Below are 16640 nucleotides of genomic sequence, written 5' to 3' on the forward strand. Positions count from 1 at the left end.
CTGACCTTGCCGCGAGGAGCGACGATGTGAGGCCTCGGACGCTCGACGGCGGAAGCACCTCGCGACGAGGCGTAGGATGCCACAAAAAAAGCAAAGTCATCTCCTGGACACGAGGTCCCGAAGATGACTTTGCATAGGATCGCCGACCCGAGGATCAACGATCACTCCGTCACCTCATCACCTAGCAGGCGAGGAGGCTGAGCACCGAATTCGAACAGGTCGAGAGCACGCTGAGGTTCGAGGGAGCGCCGCCGCCGCCGCCGCCGCCGGTCGTCGGGTTGTTCGTCGAGAGCGTCTGGAGCTTCAGGATCTTCTTCATGATTGACCTCCTTTGGTCGAGCAGGGGTTCAGCAAGAACGGGGCATCACCTAACAGGCGAGGAGACTGAGCACCGAATTCGAACAGGTCGAGAGCAGGCTGAGGTTCGAGGGAGCGCCGCCGCCGCCGCCGCCGGTCGTCGGGTTGTTCGTCGAGAGCGTCTGGAGCTTCAGGATCTTCTTCATGATTGACCTCCTTTGGTCGAGCAGGGGTTCAGCAAGAGCGGGGCCAAACCTCGATGACATTGCGGATCCGTCTCAGAGGGTGGAACGCGTGCCCATTTTCCAGCACAAACAGAACATTACCACCTTAGTAAACACTCATGTCTATCATAACAGACACGTTGCACATCAAAACGGATCAATTTCTTCATCAAAGAATTAAATCTGGCAAAATGCCTCATGAACGCGGTGGCAGAATTGCCGGCCTGTAGCGCTATGCCACGAGTGCGACACTGAGTCCGCACGCGTCCTGCTGATTACGCACCCTCGTGGTCAATAGTACTCCGGCGCAAGCGGCCTCGACGGGGCGCAGTGGTCGCGCGGTGGTCGCGCGGTGGTCGCGCGGTGGTCAATTGATATCCAGCGCAGGCGGCCTCGCTCGAGCGCGGAAGCGCGGCGTCACGCGAACGCCCGTGCTGCGCGCCTCTCCGCCCGGTCCCTGCTAGGCTGAAGCTTGCCAATGCAGCGCTCAAATGAGGGGCGGCGCAGCCCCACGCACCTTGTACGCCTCCTCCGCCTCGCCCGACCCGAGCTCGGGAGCCTCGCCCTCGGCACGCTGTTCCTGGGCGTCGGCAGCGGAATGGGCCTGCTGCTCCCCCAGGTGATCCAGAGGCTCATCGACGACGCGCTCGGGCCCGGCAAGCCCGTCGCGGCGTTCGACAGGGCGGCGCTCTGGCTCGTGCCCCTCATCGCGCTGCAGGCCGTGGCGGTCGCGCTGCGGTACGTCCTCTTCACCACCGCCGGGGAGCGCGTCGTCGCGCGGCTGCGCGCGAGCCTGTTCGATCACGTCCTCCGGCAGGAGATGGCCTTCTTCGATGATCACCGGACAGGCGAGCTGACGAGCCGGCTCGCCTCGGACACGACCGTCGTCCAGAACGCCGTCAGCGTCCACATCTCGATGGCGCTGCGCCTGGCCGTTTCGGTCGTCGGCGGCCTCGGGTTCCTCCTGTATACGTCCCCGCGGCTCACGCTGCTGATGCTCTCGGTGATCCCTCCCGTGCTGCTCGGCGCGGTGATCTATGGGCGCAAGGTCCGCAAGCTCTCCCGCGCCGTCCAGGACTCGCTCGCGCGCTCCGGCGAGATCGCGGAGGAGGCGCTCTCGGGGATCCGCACCGTCCGGGCGTTCGCCGCCGAGAAGCAGGAGCTCGCGCGGTATGCCGGCCAGGTGACGGAGTCGTTCGAGCGCGCCAGGGCGCGCGTCCGCGCCTCGGGGGCCTTCTCGGGGGTGGTGACGTTCGCGGGCTACGCGGCCACGGGGCTCGTGCTCTGGTACGGCGGCCGCCTCGTCGTCGCCGGGCGCCTGACGATCGGCGAGCTCACCGCCTTCCTCGTCTACACGCTCCTCGTCGCCTTCTCGCTCGCCGGCCTGAGCGACCTGTGGGCCGAGCTCATGAGGGCGCTGGGCTCCGCCGAGCGCGTGTTCGAGCTCCTCGATCGCGCGCCGGCCATGCCGCTCTCGGGCGGTATCGAGCCGCCCGCCGTCCAGGGGCGGCTCGAGCTCGAGCGGGTCGGGTTCAGCTACCCGGCGCGCAAAGACGTGCCCGTCCTCAAAGGGATCGATCTGTCGGTGCGGCCCGGAGAGGTCATCGCGCTGGTCGGCTCGTCCGGAGCGGGCAAATCGACCATCGCCTCGCTGCTGATGCGGCTCTACGACCCCGACGAGGGGCGCATCCTGCTCGACGGGCACGACCTCCGCGCGCTGTCGCCGAGCTGGCTGCGCCGGCAGATCGGCATCGTCGCGCAGGAGCCCATCCTGTTCGCCACCAGCGTCGCCGACAACATCCGATATGGACGGGCGAGCGCCTCGGACGAGGAGGTCGAGGCCGCTGCGCGGGCGGCGAATGCGCACGATTTCATCCTCGGGTTTCCGGAGGGATACCGGACGCTCGTGGGCGAGCGCGGGGTGCAGCTGTCCGGTGGGCAGAAGCAGCGCGTGGCCATCGCGCGCGCCGTGCTCAAGGACCCTCGCCTGCTCGTGCTCGACGAGGCGACGAGCGCGCTCGATACAGAGAGCGAGCACCTCGTGAAGGCGGCGCTCGATACGCTGATGAAGGGCCGCACGACGCTGATCATCGCCCACCGGCTCTCGACCGTGATGGGCGCCGACCGCGTGCTCGTCATGGATGGCGGCAGGATCGTGCAGAGCGGGGCCCACGCGGCGCTCGTCGCGCAGGACGGGCTGTATCGAAGGCTGGTCGAGCGGCAGTTCGTCAGCGCGTGATTCATCGGAGACGGACGGCGCGGGGGCGTGCGATGCTGATGGGTATGATCACGCTTCATCAGCAAAGGACCATGGCGAAGGGGTTGACGATCTCGCTGCTCGCGCTGGGCAGCTCGTTCGTGGCGACCGGCTGCTCGCCGGAGGTCCGCAACTTCAATGACAGCAGCAGCGGCAGCGGGAGCGGCAGCGGCGGCGACGGTGGCAGCGGAGGTGGCAGCGGCGCCGGCGGAGAGGCGTCGGGCATCTCGGCCACCGCGGGCGGCGGGGAGGGCGGGAGCGGGCCGTGCTCGGCGGCCGAGATCGAGTGTGGCGGGAACTGCGTGGACCCGCTCACCGACGTGCACCATTGCGGGGTGTGCGGCCACGACTGCCTGGGCAGCGCCTGCATCGCGGGGTTCTGCGATCCCATGCTGCTGGCGCGGGACGCGAGCCCTCAGCACCTCGCGATCGACGACGGCAACGTGTACTGGACCAGCTTCAGCAACCCGGGCTCGGTCGGGGGCGTCGACAAGCGCGGAGAGCAGCCGTTCGTCGTCGCCACCGGGCAGAACTACCCGAAAGGCATCGCCGTGGGCCCGGCCGATGTGTACTGGACGACCAGCAACGGAGGCACGGTGATGGCCGCCTCCAAGTACGGCGGGGGAGAGCCGTCGACCATCAGCGTGGGAGAGTCGAGCCCCGGGGGCATCGCCGTGGACGCGAACAGCATCTACTGGACGAGCAGCGATCACGTCAAATTCACCCCGATCGGCGGGTCGTTCAACGCCGAGCTGGCCTCCGGCCAATCCGGCGCGTTCGACCTCGCGATTGACGAGGAGAACGTCTACTGGGCAAACTACAATGGCGGCAATGGCGAGGTGATGAAGGTCGCGAAGTCCGGCGCGTCGACGCTCACGCTGGCCACCGATCAGAAGGGCATCTCGAGCATCGCGCTCGATACGGAGCACGTGTACTGGACGACGGGCTACGGAAAGACGGTGATGCGGGCGTCCAAGGCCGGCGGCACGCTCGAGGAGATCGCCGCCGGAGAGGCCAGCCCGGCCGGCATCGCCGTGGACGGCGTGCACGTGTACTGGACCAACAACGAGGACGGCACGATCCGGCGGGCCCCGAAGGCCGGCGGCCAGGCCGTGACTCTGGCCATCGGCCAGGAGAAGCCGGTAGGGATCGTGGTCGATCAGAAATTCGTCTACTGGGCCAACATCGGCGGCGCGATCATGAAGGCTCCGAAGTAGCCGGCTCCCGACGCCAGGCACGCGCGCGGGGCCGGCCGCCGGCGGCGCATTCTGGACTGATCATTCTGGAACGACCTGTCCAGAATGACCGCAGGAGCGAGGACAGCTGGGCTCGAGCATGGGCCCAACCCGCGCCGCGCGATCCACAGCGTCCCGGGCCGGGCAGCAGGACCGATCATTCTGGAACGACCAGTCCAGAATGACCGCGGGAGCGAGGACGGCTGGGCTCGAGCATGGGTCCAGCCCGCGCCGCGCGATCCACAGCGTCTCGGGCCGGGCAGCTCGGCGGACCTCCGTGCAACCGGGGGCAGAGACAAACCTGGGCGACGAGCGCTAGACCGAAGGGCCGCGCCGGGCGGCGAGCACCTGCCGCAGGGTGGCGACGCCCACGGGCTTCGTCAGGTGCAGGTCGAAGCCGGCCCGCCTGGACCTGGCCTGAGCCTCCGGGCCACCGTAGCCCGAGAGCGCCACCAGATAGACCGCCTCGCCGGAAGGCGCGGCCCGCGCCCGGCGGGCCAGCTCGTGGCCGTCGATGCCGGGCAGCCCGACGTCCACGAAGGCCACCTCCGGGCGCAGCGCCAGGAGCTTCGCCAGGCCATCCAGCCCGTCCGCGGCCACCGCCACCTCGTGCCCCAGCGCCGCGAGGAGCTCGCGCAGCACCCGGCGCACGTCCTCCGCGTCCTCCACGATGAGCACCCGGCGCCGCTCGGCCGCCTCGACGAGCGACGGCGGGCGCGGCTCCCCGCGCGGCGCGGGCGACGGCTGCTCGTCGAGGCGGCCGGGCGGCACGGGCGACGGCGTCGCGCCCCGGCCGAGCGGCAGGCGCACGGTGAACTCGCTGCCCTGCCCCGCCCCGGCGCTCGCCGCGACCACGGTGCCGCCGTGCATCTCGACCAGCCGCCGCACCAGCGTGAGCCCGAGCCCCAGCCCGCCCGTGCTCCGGTCGATGGTCTGCTCGACCTGCGTGAAGAGCTCGAACACCTTCTCCAGCATCGCCGCCGGGATGCCGCGGCCGGTGTCGCGCACCCGCAGGACGGCCTCGGGCGCGCCGCCCGCCGCCTCGCAGGTGAGGCGCACCGAGATCGCGCCCCCCGGCGGCGTGTACTTCGCGGCGTTGGTCAGGAGGTTCGTCACCACCTGCTCCAGCCGCGTGGCGTCGGCCCTCATGCCGAAGTCCCCTACCCCCGCCGAGAGCGACAGCTCGTGCCGCCGGGCCTGCACGGCCGGCCGCGCCGCGGCGACGGCGTCCTGCACGACCGCCGCGAGATCGACATCGCCGAGGCGCAGCTCCACCGTGCCGCGCGTGATGCGCGAGACGTCGAGCAGATCGTCCACCAGCCGCACGAGGTGGCCCACCTGCCGCCGGGCGATCTCCCGGTAGCGCGTCGACTTGGGCTCGTCGCCCTCCAGCCCCTCGAGCAGCGACAGCGACAGGCTGATCGAGGCCATCGGGTTGCGGAGCTCGTGCGCGAGCATGGCGAGGAACTCGTCCTTGCGCTGATCGGCGACCTTCAGCGCCTCCACGAGCGCCTCCACGCGGCGGCGGGCGCTCACCTGGTCGGTCACCTCGAAGGCGAACACGAAGACGCCCTCGACCGCCCCGTCGTGGGCGCGCATCGGCTGATAGACGAAGTTGAAGAAGACGTCCTCCGTCGTGCCGTCGCCCCGGCGATCGAGCCGCACGAGGAGCTCCTTCCCCACGACGGGCTCGCCGGTGCGCATCACGCTGTCGAGGAGATCCCAGACGGGCTGGCCGTCGAGCTCGGGCAGGGCCTCCCGGATCGGCTTGCCCACGAGCGCCCGCTGGCCGACGAGCTGCTGGTAGAGCGGGTTGACCACCTCGAACACGAGATCCGGCCCGCGCAGGAGCGCGATCGGCCCCGGGGCCTGCACGAAGAGGTCGTTCAGGTACTGGCGCTGCGCCTCGGCCTCGCGCCGGCGGCGCGCGAGCTCCACGTGGATGCGGACCCGCGCGAGGAGCTCCTTCGCGGAGAACGGCTTCACGAGGAAGTCGTCGGCGCCTGCCTCGAGGCTGTCGACGCGCTCCTCCTCGCCCGCGCGCGCCGACAGCATCATCACGGCGACGCTGCGGGTGCGCTCGTCGGCGCGCAGCGCCCTGAGCAGGCCGAAGCCGTCGAGCCCGGGCATCATCACGTCGGTGAGCACGAGGTCCGGGGCGCTGGCGCGGGCGCGCTCCAGGGCGGCGTGGCCGCTCTCCACGGCCTCCACCGTCCACCCCTCCGCGGCGAGCAGCCGCCGCACGTACTCGCGCATGTCCGCGTTGTCGTCGGCGACGAGGACGTACCCCGGCAGCTTGATGGCCGGCGCCTCGCCCGCTTCCGGCTCCCGCTCGCGGCGGCCCCACTGCGCGGCCTCGTCGAGGAACGGCGCCGCGCCGCGCCCCGCCGGCGCCGTCGAGGCGGCCACCTCGACGTGGTCCTCGGGCAGGTGCGCCTTGCCGAGCGGGACGGACACCGAGAAGCGGCTGCCCTCGCCCACGCGGCTCTGCACGGCCACGCTGCCGCCGTGGAGCTTCGCGAGCTCCTGCACCAGGGCGAGGCCGATGCCGCTGCCCTCGTAGCTCCGCCCCCTGGCCCCCTCGACGCGGTGGAACCGCTCGAACAGGTGCGGCAGCTCCGCCTCCGGGATGCCGGTCCCCGTGTCCGCCACCGAGAGGACGGCCGAGCCGTCGACCGCCTCGATGGAGACCCGGACGCCGCCTGTAAACGTGAACTTGAAGGCGTTCGAGACGAGGTTGAGCACGATCTTCTCCCAGAGCTCCCGGTCGACGTAGACGGGCTCGGGGAGCGGCGGGCAATCCACCGTGAGGGAGAGGCCGGCGCGCTCGAGGAGCGAGCGGAACGAGCTCGCCAGATCCGCGGTGATGGCGGCGAGATCGGTGGGCTGGTAGCTCGCGCGCATGCGGCCCGCCTCGATGCGCGAGGAGTCGAGCAGCGTGTTGACGAGCCGGAGGAGCCGGAGGCTGTTGCGGTGGACGAGCGCGAGGCGCTCGCGCTGCCGCGGGGATAACGGCTCCTCCGCGTCGTGGAGGGCGTCCTCCACCGGCCCCAGGATCAGCGTCAGCGGCGTGCGGAACTCGTGGCTGACGTTGCTGAAGAACGCCGTCTTGGCGCGGTCCAGCTCGGCGAGCGCCAGCAGCCTGCGCCGCTCCTCCTCGCTGGCCCGGGCGTTCTGGATGGCCGTCGCGCTGTGGCTGGCCACGAGCCGCAGGAAGCTGCGGTAGTCGTCGTCCAGCACGAGCCGGGGGCTGACGCCCGCGACGAGGAACCCGGCTGGCCGGCCGCTGGCGCCGGCGCCGGCGCGGGGCAGCGGCAGCACCACGGCGCGGCGCGCGGCGTCCGGCCACGGCCCGCCCGGGAGCGGGAGGGCGCCCGCGGGCAGCTCCGACAGGTCGACCTCGACCTCCTCGCGCAGCGCGCGGCAGAGCGGCCACACCGCGTCGTCGGCCCCTGGATCGAGGCTCACCGCCGCCGGCGCCGCGGGGTGGCCGGGGTCGAGCCCGGCGGTCCCGGCGAGCGAGGCCGGCGCGCCGTCCTGGTCGGCGAGGTACAGCAGGGCGAACGGCAGGTCGCGCCCGGCCTCCGCGAGGGTCTCCATCACCACGCGGCAGGCGTCGCGGACGCTCTTGGCGTCGGCCGCCCTCGTCCCGAGCGCCCCGAGGAGCTGCAACCGCCGCTGTCCGAGGATGTGCCCGGTGCTCTCGGAGCACGCGACGAAGACGCCCGCGACAGCGCCCCTCTCGTCCCGGATGGGGCTATATCCGTAGTTGAAATAGCACTCCTCGAGGAAGCCATTCCGATCGAGGATGAGCAGGCCGTCCCGCAGGTACGTGGCCCCGCCCGAGAAGACCGTCTCGATCATCGGCTCGATGACGTCCCAGATCTCCTTCCAGCACGCGCGGCCGGCCTGTCCCATGGCGGCCGGGTGCTTCCTGGAGCCCAGGATGGGGCGGTAGCCGTCGTTGTAGAACTGGATCAGCTCGCGGCCCCACCAGAGGAACATGGGGTGCTCGGACGAGAGCAGGATGGAAAGCGCGGTGCGCAGCGACTGGGGCCACGCCTCGACCGGGCCGAGCGGCGTCTTCGACCAGTCGATAGAGCGGATGAGCGCCCCCATCTCCCCGCCGCCCGAGAGCGCGGCGCCGGCCGGATCCAGGCTATTTACGGCGCTCGCCGCGTCGTTCCGGCTCATGCCGATGTCCGCTCCTCGACCCCATCGAGCTGCCCCCCGCGCTGCCTCGTCATGACGACCGTCCGCTTGTACCACACCCCCGGTCCGCCGGTCATCCGCCGCTGCGGCGCCGGACGGAGTCTCCGCGTCGGATTGATGAGTTCGTTGGATACGTTCGTTGGAACGTTGGACATGTGTTGTACGAAGCGTAAGGCGGCACGCCGGAGATGGGGTGTCCACGCGGCGCGATTGAACGGCGTCACGCGGCGCCGAGCAGCTGCGGGTGCTGGCGCACGTGCTCGTAGAGCAGGTCGAGGAAGACACGGACGTGCGTGGGGACGGCGCGCGCCTGGAGCGTGACAGCGAACAGGCTCAGCGTCGCGCCCTAGCGCTACCTGATCGACCATCCGACCGGCGACGACACACCTCGGTAGCGGCGCTGGCGGGCATCCCGCCCGCGGGGATGGACGGCGTCGCGGAGCGGACGTCACCGCCCTGATGCCCATCGCCTCTATCCAGGGGCGCGGGCCGGGCGGGTGACGGATGGCTACTGACCGGTGGCGCTGACCGGGGTGAACCGGAGCGGCAAGGTGACAGGGCCGCGGACCGTGAGCGTGCGGTTGTACTGGAGCTCTCCAGGGCCGCGCTCGACCCGCTGGAACCGCGCGATCACCGCCTCCAGCGCCACCCGCGCCTCCATGCGGGCCAGCGCGGCGCCGATGCAGAAGTGGACGCCGTGCCCGAAATGGAGCCCTCCCTGCGAGCCGCGGTGCAGGTCGAACCGATCCGGATCCTTGAACTTCGCCTCGTCCCTGTTGGCAGAGGCGATGATCGGGATCACCAGCGCTCCGCGCGGGATGGTCACCCCGGAGAGCACGACGTCCGAGGTGGCTATCCGCGGGAGCGTCTGGACCGGGCCGTCGTAGCGGAGCATCTCCTCGACGAACAGGGCGATCAGGCCGGGCTCGGCGTGCAGCTGTCGCATCATCTCCGGGTGGTCGGCGAGGAACACGAGCGAGTTGCTGAGGAGATGCGTCGTGGTCTCCAGCCCGCCGATGAGGAGCGTGACGAGGAACTCGACGATCTCGGTGTCCGTCAGCCGCTGCCCGTCGGACTCGGCGCGGACGAGATCGCTCACCGTGTCGTCCACGGGCGCGCGGCGCCGCTTCGCGATGACCTCCATCAGGTACCCGCTCAGCTCCGCGATCGTGGCCCGCACGCGCTGGGCGTCCTCGGGGCGCGGGAGCTCGGGCGTGATCGCGACGATGTCGTCGGCCCATCGCTTGAAGTTGGCGTGCAGCGCGTGGTCGAGCCCGAGGATCTCGCCGATGGCAAAGGCCGGCAGCGGGTGTCCCACGGCCTGGACGAAGTCGGTCTCCTCCACGAGCCGGTTCGTGAGCTCGACGGCGACGGCGCGGAGGCGCGGCTCGATCCGGGCCACGGTGGCGGCCCCGAACGCGCGGTGGATCAGGCTGCGCAGCCGCGTGTGCGCCGGCGGGTCCATGGCCAGCATCGAGTTCGCGAACGGGTTGTAGCCCACCCAGGGCGGCTGCCACGCCACCTTGAAGCCCTCGGACGAGAAGAGCGCCGGGTTCTTCATCACGAAGAGCACGTCCTCGTACCGGGTCACCGCCCACATCCCGCCGGGATCGACCTGGCAAACGGGGCTCACGCGCCGCATCTCGGCATAATAGGGATGCGGATTCGCACGCAGATCTGGGGCCAATATGTCGATAGGAGCGTTCATCGCGGCTGCCTCCCGGTTCGTCGATCCAGCGAGGCACACGCCGGCGCAGCGCTCGAGAGGACGCCCCCCTCGGCACGGCGATCAAAATCGTGTCCCCCGACGCAAATGCGAATCACGTATTTGCACAAAATGTGTCCTGTACGCAAGCGCTCCTTGGAGCAGGAGCGCGTCCTCGGTGCTGGACCTGGACACATCTGCGTCCACTGCGCTGGGGTACGATACGGGGAGCATCCGGGGGTCAAACGCACTTCCGCTCCGCGCGTGACACGGGAGGAATGGATGCTCATCGGGAGTCTCAACTCCGGTCGACAGTTTTCGTCAGGCAAAATCACATCCAGAAACGGAATGCGACACGCGATGGTGTAGCTGGGCCTCTGCGTCGAGCGCGGGCCCCGGGGAGAGCACGTCGAGCGCGCCACCGCGTGCCTCGAGGACGCCGGGCGCCCGATGGGGTGCTTGACAGGGAAGCCTACCTGCGAGACGAGGGGTGAGACGCCGTGGTCACGACCGATCGCGACGCTGGGCAGGCTCGTCGTGTCGATCTCGGTCGCCTCGAGACAACGAGGTGACAGCTGCCAGGCGGCCGCGACCGATGGGGCTAGCGCCCCACGGCAGAACGAACGCAAGGAGCCGAAGATGCCGATGAAGCTATATGCCCACCCCTTCTCTTCTTACTGTCAGAAGGTCCTGATCGCGCTCTACGAGCACGAGGCCCCCTTCGAGCTCCGCCTGATCGCGCCGGACGACGCGCAGGTGGCGGCCGAGCACGAGGCCCTGTGGCCGCTCAAGCGCATGCCCGTGCTCCTGGACGAGGGTCGGACGGTGGTGGAGGCGAGCATCATCATCGAGTACATCGATCTCCACCATCCTGGCTCCGTCCGCCTGCTCCCGGAGGCCCCTCGGTCTGCGCTCGATGTGCGGATGATGGACCGCTTCTTCGACAACTACATCATGACGCCGATGCAGAAGCTCGTGTTCGACAGCATCCGCGCCGCGGAGAACCGCGACCCCCAGGGGGTCGCCGAGGCGAGGCAGCTGCTCGACACCGCCTATCGCTGGCTCGACGGCGCGATGGCCGGGCGAGAGTGGGCCGCAGGCGACGGCTTCAGCCTCGCGGACTGCGCTGCGGGGCCGGCGCTGTTCTACGCCGACTGGGCCCACCCGCTCGGCGAGGCGTTCCCGAACGTCCGCGCGTACCGGCGGCGGCTCCTCGCCCGGCCGTCGTTCGCGCGGGCGATCGACGAGGCGCGGCCCTACCGCTCGTTCTTCCCGCTCGGCGCCCCGGACCGCGACTGAGCGCTCGAGGGGTGAAGAGGCGCGGCCCGCATGAGCCGGCCGCGGCGAGGGCGCGATCGGCCCTGCAGGCAAAGCGCTACGGCTTCTCTTCCACGGGGGTGTGGCCTCCCGGATCGTCAATGGGAGTCGCATCACCGGTGCTCGCGCCGAGGCGGATCCATTCGACGGCAGCCTCACGCGTCTCGAACACCCCGAAGTGCCTGCCGCGGCGCTCCTCGGCCACCACCTCCCCGAACCGGCTGCTGAAGTCCACTGCGCCCGGCGGGCACACGACGGCGAGCCGGATCTCGTAGTTCCTGAGCTTCTGCAGCATCGCCCCTGCCTCTCCCGAGCTCAGGTCGAAGAACGCCGGCGTCAGGTTCGCCGCGTAGAGCAGCGCACACCCCACCCGGTCCGAGAAGCAGGCCTCGATCACGCGATCCACGTCGCGAACACTCGACATGAGCCCCTGGCCCGGCGCGCCCTCCACGAGCTGCACACCGCCCTCGTCGACCACCGTCAGTTCCATCGTCTCCCTCGCATACAGGCCCGACACGCCCTGCCAGCGGAATGATCCGCTGCGCCCGCGTCCATGGTACCCCCACGAGACCGCCGCTGTACAGACGCGGCGCGCCAGGCCGGACGAGGCGTACCGTGTCGCTCCGCGTGGCAAGCTCCTGGGACCCCACCGAGGAGTGTCACTCTCGCGCGGGTCCCGGTCCCGCGACTGGCCTCGGGCGGGTGGGTACTCAACACCACATCCTCAGGGTAGATGGCAACGTTCACATCGTGGATGTGACCGTCCGTCGTTCAGCTCGAGCAAAACATTCCTTTCGGGATCCAACCCGGTGGACAACGCCATTTTGTTCGGTCCGATGGCCGGGAATCACGCCGCGTGCGCCATTCTGTGGCAGAATCACCCGCATGATGATTCGCGCCGTGAGGAAAGGTTCAGTCTTGTGTGCGCTGCTGTTGGCGGCCGCGTGTGATCAAGGTGGTGGTGAGGGTTCGTCCGGGGCCGGCGCGGGGCCAGACACGAGCGGACCCGGCGGCGGCGGCGGAAGCGGTGGTGGAGGCGGTGCGCAGGCGGGCGGCTCGGGCGGCGGCACGGCCTGCGCCGAGTTCGTGATGCCCACCGGCGTGAGCTGCGATGCGCCCCTCGACGGCGCGCTGCCGGTCGATCTGCGCTGTACGGGCCTCTACGGAGACTTCGACCGGCGCGAGCTCGCGTGCGGCGTCCTCGAATACAAGCCGGCGATCGAGCTCTGGAGCGACAGCGCTGCGAAGCGGCGCTTCGTGTCGATCCCCGCAGGACAGAAGGTGGACGCGAGCGATCCCGATGCCTTCAAGTTCCCGGAGGGCACGCAGTTCTGGAAGGAGTTCCGCGTGCCGGGCGCGGACGGCGCGCTGCAGCTCGCGGAGACGCGGCTGCTGCGCAAGACGGCGGACGGCTGGCTTTACACGAGCTATGTCTGGTCGGAGGACGGGCGCGAGGCCATCCAGATGCAGAACGACACGGGCGTGCCCGAGCTCCGCGGCACGGGCCACACGGTGCCGACGCGCGATCAATGCAAGGAATGCCACTCGGGGCGCGCCGATTACGTCCTCGGCTGGGACGCGCTGATGCTCGGCCCGGGGGCCGAGGGGCTCACCCGCGAGTCGCTCGTCGAGGCAGGGCTGATCGAGGGCGGGGGCCAGCTCGCCCTCGCGATCCCCGGGGACGAGGTGGAGCGGGAGGCGCTCGGCTACATGCACGCGAACTGCGGCGTGAGCTGCCACAACGACAGCGTCGACGCGCCGGCTCGCGACACCGGCCTTTATCTGCGGCTCGAGGCGGCCGACCTCGGCAGCGTGGCGACGACGGACGCCGTCCGGACCGGCATGAACAAGCGCCCCGCCGAGAATGCCAAGTACGAGGGGCTCGAGAACACCGATCCAAGCTACTGGTACGACATCCGGCCAGGCGATCCGGCCCGCAGCCTGCTCGTGGCCCGCCAGGTGCTGCGCGGCTTCGAAGGCCAGATGCCGCGCATCGGGACGCACAAGATCGACGACGCCGGCGTCCAGGCGGTCACGCGCTGGATCGAGAGCATGACAGAACCGAGCTACCCTGCCCCCGGCCCTTGATGGGCAGTCACCCGCTGCGGATACGGGCCACCTCGACGTTTTCGGTGCTCGGCGTACAAGAGCACGCCTGTGCGCCGAAAACGCCGATCTGGGCCCGTCTCCTGTGCGGGTGATCGCCGCTGGGCGCATTCTATGAGGGGGTGAACGCAGGGACGGAGCGGGGGCTGAAGGACCTGCGCGGTATTGAAGGGGACGGGTGAGCGCCGCGGCGGGGCTCACCCGTGATGCAATGCTTGCGTCAGAGCCGAGGGGAGCTGCGCTGGCGCTGACCGCAGGTCGTGCGGGCAGCGCCAGGCGGGCTAGCTCATTCGGGGACGAGCTTCACCAGGCTGCTGCGGTTCGCGACGAAGTAGAGCTCGCCGTCGTTGTCCTCGACGATCGCGGTGAGATCCTCGAAGTTCGGCAGGCCGCCCTGGCGCGTGAACGCGGGGGCGTTCGGCGCGTTCGGATCGCGGTTCTTGAGGATCTGCGTGACGGGCGAGGTCTGCGCGCCGCACTGGACGAGCGCGGCCATGCGCTCACCTGTGTAATCGCCGAACAGGTACACGCCTCGGAGCTGCGGCAGCGCGGCGCCGCGGTACACGTAGCCGCCGATGACCGAAACCCAATCGCGGAACGGTCCAGTCGCGGTCCGCTGCCGGTCGGCGTCGAAGATCGGCTTGGTGTACGTCGAGCCCTCGCGCAGGGTGCGCCCATTGCACGTATCCGCGTGGTCGCCCTCGTACGCTGCCCAGCCGAAGTTCATCCCGCTCATGCCGGCGGGCGCGTAGTCGACCTCTTCATACCTATCCTGACCGACATCGCCGATGTAGAGATCCCCGTTCAGCCGGTCGAAGCTGAAGCGATACGGGTTGCGCAGCCCGTAATGCCAGACCCGGGCGCCGTTGCCGTCGAAGGGATTGCCGCTCGCGGCGTGCGGCGCGGCGGCGTTCGGATCCAGGCGCAGGAGCTTCCCGAACAGCGCGTTAGGGTCCTGCGGCGCTCCGGGCTTGTTGTCGTTGCAGCCGCCGCCCCCGTCGCCCGTTCCGACGTACAGCATGCCGTCCGGCCCGAACAGGATATGGCCACCGTTGTGGTTCACCGCGGAGGAGTCGAGCTGCACGATCGTCCTCGTGGGCGTCGCGTTCGCCACGTAAGGGTCGGCCGAGCGCTGGTACTCGAACACCGTGTCACGGTTCATGTTGGCGCCCGTGGTCGCCGTCATCATCACGTAGAACTTGCCGCTCGTCGCGTAGTCGGGCGGGAACGCGATGCTGAGGAGGCCGCGCTCGTCGTCGAACATCCCCGTGCTGAGCTGGATCTGGCTGCTCACGTCGAGGAAGTTCCCCTCGCGCAGCGCGCCGCCCGTGAACACGCGGATCTTCCCGGTCTGCTGCACGAGATACCAGTCGCTCGAGCCCTTCGGCTGCGCGGCGTAAACCAGCCTGTCGACGCCCGTGACGACCGGCGCGAGCGCGATCTTCCCGACGTCGGGGGCCACGCTCGCGTCACATACCGTCGGCTCGCCGCCTCCGGTTCCGCTGGTGGCCGTCGAGCCGCCGCTTCCAGCCGGCCCCCCGCCCGTGCCCGTGCCGGTGGTCGTCCCCGCCCCGGTCCCCGTGGTGGCCGACGGCGAGCCGCCGCTGCCAGGTCCGCTACTCCCCTGCTGCGCACCCGAGCCGGTGCTCGCCGAGCCCTGAGGGGAATCACCACTGCTGGACGTGCCATCGTCGCTGCACGCGCCATGCCCCAGCGCGAGAGCCAGCCCGAAGGCCACGATCGTTCGTTGCTTCATCATGGGACGTATTATACCTGAAAATGAGCCCGTCCGCTTCAGACAAGTCCAGAGAGCGGTCCGGAATCGAGCTCGCGGTTTCCTGTGCTGTTGGTGGCTGAAGGCGTGACCGATCGGAGAGCTCATGTCATCGAGCTCGTGCAGACCCGGGAAGCCCCTCACGGCATGTCGTCCACGTCGCGCGGGGATGGCCCGGCTTGATTCCCGGAGGCGCCGGTTTCGATCATGAAGGATGCAGGAGCGTCGACCCGATGAACCGGTTCATCGCGAGGTCAGCAACATCGAGCGCGAGCTCAGGAGAAAAATTCACCCGCGGCGCAGCGCGCGACACCGGAGCGCCGCCGGAGCGCCGCCGGAGCGCCGCGCGCTCAGACCACCACGGTGCCGGCGATCCTCGTGATCGCCAGGACGGCGCGGAGCACCTCGCGCGCGCTCGGGGCGAGGTAGCGGACGCGGCGCGCGTCCAGGCGGACGACCCCGGGCACGAGCTCCGCCGCGTCCGCGTAGGCGGTCGTGAGCAGCGATAGCGTCACGCCGATCGGCAGCGGGAGCGTATACGGCCGGACGCGCGCGAGCCCCCGCAGGGCCTCGCTCGCCGCGGCGCGGATGCGCCGGCACGCCTCGTCGGGGTGGATCGACCGGGCGCTGTAGCGCGTGATCGACTCCTTCACCGCCACGGTGGTCACGCCCGGGAACCGCTCGCGCGCGTGCGCCGTGACGGCCTCGTCCCCCGTGACGAGCGCCACGGGCACCCCCGCCTCCCCGAGGACGAGCGCGTTGATGGCGGCCTCGTCGACCCACAGCCCCGGATCGTCCGCCGCGCCCTGCGCGGGGTGCAGCCGGATCTCGCCCACCACGGCGCCGTAGTAGGTGTGGTCGAGCACGCTCGCGCGCAGCCCCGCGCCCCCGTGGTAGCCCACGAAGAACGCGGCGCCGGGCTGCCCCGCCTCCACGCCCTGCACCATCGACAGCGGCTTCAGCGCGCCCGAGATCACCTCGACGCGGGGATCCAGCTCCTCGAAGAGGAGGTTGCGCATGTCCGCGTGGCTGTCGTTGACGACGACCCGCGTGGCCCCCGCCTCGAACGCGCCGAGCGCGGCCGCGTTCGCCTCGCGGCTCATCCACGTCCGCGCCCGCTCGTAGTCGGCGCCGCCGCGGCGCGTCTGGTCGACGTGCACCACCCCCGCGCACCCCTCCAGGTCGATCGAGATCAGCACGAGCATCGGGGTCCCTCCTTGCGCCGCCCCGGCGGCCGCACGGCGGACCTAGCGCCGCGCGCCGGCGCAGGCCACGCCCGAGACGCCGCCGGGGCGAGCTCGACCGCGCCAGCGCGCCGGCCGGGGCTGCCTCGAGGGGGGAACCGGCGCGCTGCCGCGACCGCGCCGGAGCCAGGGACCCGCTAGGACATCAAACAGGTTGAAATCCCGAGAAAATCAACCACAGAGGGCACAGAGGGCACAGAGTTTTTGTTGTTCCTCTGTGTCCTCTGTGCCTCTGTGGTTCAAATCTCTTCATTCCCGGGCGTTTCAAG

General features: G+C 70.2%; 11 protein-coding genes. 4 read left to right on the plus strand and 7 right to left on the minus strand.

Features of this window, described 5'->3' with window-relative positions; translation table 11 throughout:
• Positions 1 to 181: 181 nt before the first annotated feature.
• Positions 182 to 319 (minus strand): SapB/AmfS family lanthipeptide, encoded by a 138-nt coding sequence (locus WME89_RS33205; protein WP_436622717.1) that lies wholly within the window; start codon positions 317 to 319, stop codon positions 182 to 184.
• A 49-nt stretch (positions 320 to 368) separates the two neighbouring features.
• A complete protein-coding gene (locus WME89_RS33210; RefSeq protein ID WP_438003668.1) occupies positions 369 to 503 on the minus strand; it encodes a SapB/AmfS family lanthipeptide in 135 nt (44 codons plus the stop codon).
• A gap of 496 nt (positions 504 to 999) precedes the next feature.
• Between WME89_RS33210 and WME89_RS33215 the strand changes: the two genes are divergently transcribed.
• Complete coding sequence (locus WME89_RS33215; protein ID WP_438003669.1) at positions 1000 to 2760, plus strand: ABC transporter ATP-binding protein; 1761 nt, start codon at positions 1000 to 1002, stop codon at positions 2758 to 2760.
• 44 nt (positions 2761 to 2804) lie between these two features.
• The gene (locus WME89_RS33220; protein WP_438003670.1) at positions 2805 to 3995 is read left to right on the plus strand and encodes a hypothetical protein; all 1191 of its coding nucleotides are present in this window, start codon (positions 2805 to 2807) and stop codon (positions 3993 to 3995) included.
• A gap of 333 nt (positions 3996 to 4328) precedes the next feature.
• Here the strand turns inward: WME89_RS33220 and WME89_RS33225 are convergent, their stop codons facing one another.
• Complete coding sequence (locus tag WME89_RS33225) at positions 4329 to 8132, minus strand: ATP-binding protein (protein WP_438003671.1); 3804 nt, start codon at positions 8130 to 8132, stop codon at positions 4329 to 4331.
• Between the two features lie 601 nt (positions 8133 to 8733).
• Positions 8734 to 9867, minus strand: a complete 1134-nt coding sequence (locus WME89_RS33230; RefSeq protein ID WP_438003672.1) for a cytochrome P450 — start codon at positions 9865 to 9867, stop codon at positions 8734 to 8736.
• Between the two features lie 702 nt (positions 9868 to 10569).
• Between WME89_RS33230 and WME89_RS33235 the strand changes: the two genes are divergently transcribed.
• Positions 10570 to 11229 (plus strand): glutathione S-transferase family protein, encoded by a 660-nt coding sequence (locus WME89_RS33235; RefSeq protein WP_438003673.1) that lies wholly within the window; start codon positions 10570 to 10572, stop codon positions 11227 to 11229.
• Between the two features lie 76 nt (positions 11230 to 11305).
• Here the strand turns inward: WME89_RS33235 and WME89_RS33240 are convergent, their stop codons facing one another.
• Positions 11306 to 11737: a DUF4180 domain-containing protein gene (locus tag WME89_RS33240; RefSeq protein WP_438003674.1), complete on the minus strand. Its 432-nt coding sequence runs from the start codon at positions 11735 to 11737 to the stop codon at positions 11306 to 11308.
• A gap of 410 nt (positions 11738 to 12147) precedes the next feature.
• Here WME89_RS33240 and WME89_RS33245 point away from each other — a divergent pair, with 410 nt between their 5' ends.
• Positions 12148 to 13335 carry a hypothetical protein gene (locus WME89_RS33245; protein WP_438003675.1) on the plus strand — a complete coding sequence of 396 codons (1188 nt, stop codon included), beginning with the start codon at positions 12148 to 12150 and terminating at the stop codon, positions 13333 to 13335.
• 304 nt (positions 13336 to 13639) lie between these two features.
• On the opposite strand, the gene WME89_RS33250 is transcribed toward WME89_RS33245, so the two are convergent.
• Together WME89_RS33250 and WME89_RS33255 are read right to left on the minus strand one after the other, a co-directional pair.
• Entirely contained in the window at positions 13640 to 15112 is a 1473-nt protein-coding gene (locus tag WME89_RS33250; RefSeq protein ID WP_438003676.1) for a PQQ-dependent sugar dehydrogenase, read from the minus strand.
• Positions 15113 to 15477: 365 nt separating this feature from the next.
• A complete protein-coding gene (locus WME89_RS33255) occupies positions 15478 to 16332 on the minus strand; it encodes a M55 family metallopeptidase (RefSeq protein WP_438003677.1) in 855 nt (284 codons plus the stop codon).
• Positions 16333 to 16640 lie beyond the last annotated feature (308 nt).

The sequence above is a fragment of the Sorangium sp. So ce321 genome (assembly GCF_051530195.1).
Lineage (GTDB): Bacteria > Myxococcota_A > Polyangia > Polyangiales > Polyangiaceae > Sorangium.